A 1,567-nucleotide genomic window follows, 5' to 3' on the forward strand; every position below is an offset into this window, starting at 1 on the left:
TCCAGCACCCAGGGCCGGGCCGGCCGGCGGCTGCGGGGCGCCGACCTGGCCCGGCCCTGGGTGCTGGACACCGCCCTGGTGGCCGTCGTCTTCCTGATGTTCTGCCTGCCCGACCTGCTGCACGGCGGTGTCGTCGACGCCGACGGACCGCGCCGCTTCCGGCTCGCGTTCACCCGGCTGCCACTCGCGGCCATGCTCGTCGCGCAGGCGGGCCTGGTGCTGCCGCTGCTGTGGCGCAGACGCCGTCCCGCGACGGCCTTCGCGGCCGTCGCCGCCGTGTTCGTCCTCCAGTGGGCCCTCGGCGCCGCCCTGCACGCGGACGTCGCCCTCTTCATCGCCCTGTACAGCCTCGCCCTGCACGGCAGACCCCGCCAACTGCCCTGGGCCTGCGCGGTGATGGCGGCCGCGCTGGCGCTGGTCGCGCTGCGGGTGTCGGTCGTCGTGTCCGTCACGGACGCGCTGTTCTTCCTGCTGAGCACGGCGACCGCGGCGCTCGCGCTGGGCCTGGTGATCCGGATCCGCCGCGCCCAGCTCGCCGCGCTGCGGGACCGGGCGGACCGCCTGGAGACGGAGCGCGACCAGCGCAGTAGACTGGCCGCCGCCTCCGAACGAGCCCGGGTGGCACGGGAGATGCACGACATCGTCGGCCACCATCTGTCCGTCGTGATCACCCTGGCCGACGCGGGCGCGTGCGCCACCGCCGGTGCCGCCGCCGAGTCCGGACGCGGCGCCGAGGCACTCCGGCTCATCGGTGACACCGGCCGCCAGGCACTCGGCGAACTCCGGCGCGTCCTCGGCGTGTTGCGCGACACCGACGCCCCGCCCGCCGGACCCCAGCTCAGCCCGCAGCCCGGACTCGCCGACCTCGACGCCCTCTGCCACGGCGTGCGCGCCGCCGGACTCGACGTCGTCTACCGGACCGCCGGGAGAGCGGAAGCCCTGGACGAGGGCGTGCAGTTGACCGTCTACCGGATCGTGCAGGAAGCCATGACCAACACCCTGAAACACGCGGGCGCCGGTACCCGGGTGGACCTCGCGATCGACGTCGGCGCGGACCGGCTCGGCATCCAGGTCCGCGACACCGGAAAGACCGTCCGGGCAGGTCAACGGCACGACGGTCAGGGCCTGTTGGGCATGCGCGAGCGGGTCGCGCTGTACGGCGGCCACCTCAGCGCGGGCCCGGCCCCGGGTGGCGGCTGGACCGTGGTGGCCACCCTCGAACTCGGCCCGCGGGAGGGCGCGGCGTGACCACCGTACTCATCGTGGACGACCAGCCGCTGCAACGGTACGGCTTCCGGATGCTGCTGGACTCCGTGCCCGGGACCGAGGTGGTCGGCGAGGCGGCCCATGGCGCGGAGGCCGTCCGCCGGGCCGCCCAACTGCGTCCGGACGTCGTCCTGATGGACATCCGGATGCCCGGCATGGACGGCATCGAGGCCACCCGGCGCATCGTCGCCACGGGTGCCCGCTCGCGGGTCCTCGTGCTGACCACCTTCGACCTGGACGAGTACGTGCACGCGGCCCTGCGCGCCGGGGCCAGCAGTTCGTCGGGGCGGGCGTCCTTGAG

Annotated in this window: 2 protein-coding genes; both read left to right on the top strand. The window is 74.8% G+C overall.

The genetic code is table 11. The features are described from left to right. Positions 1 to 1,248: sensor histidine kinase (locus CCN72_RS17285; protein ID WP_107430115.1), on the top strand; the 1,248-nt coding region annotated here is incomplete at its 5' end. Beyond that, a partial coding sequence (locus CCN72_RS17290; protein ID WP_143664119.1) for a response regulator occupies positions 1,245 to 1,567 on the top strand: 323 nt, incomplete at its 3' end. The genes CCN72_RS17285 and CCN72_RS17290, both read left to right, overlap by 4 nt.

It is taken from the genome of Streptomyces murinus (genome assembly GCF_002154555.1).
Classification (GTDB): domain Bacteria; phylum Actinomycetota; class Actinomycetes; order Streptomycetales; family Streptomycetaceae; genus Streptomyces; species Streptomyces murinus.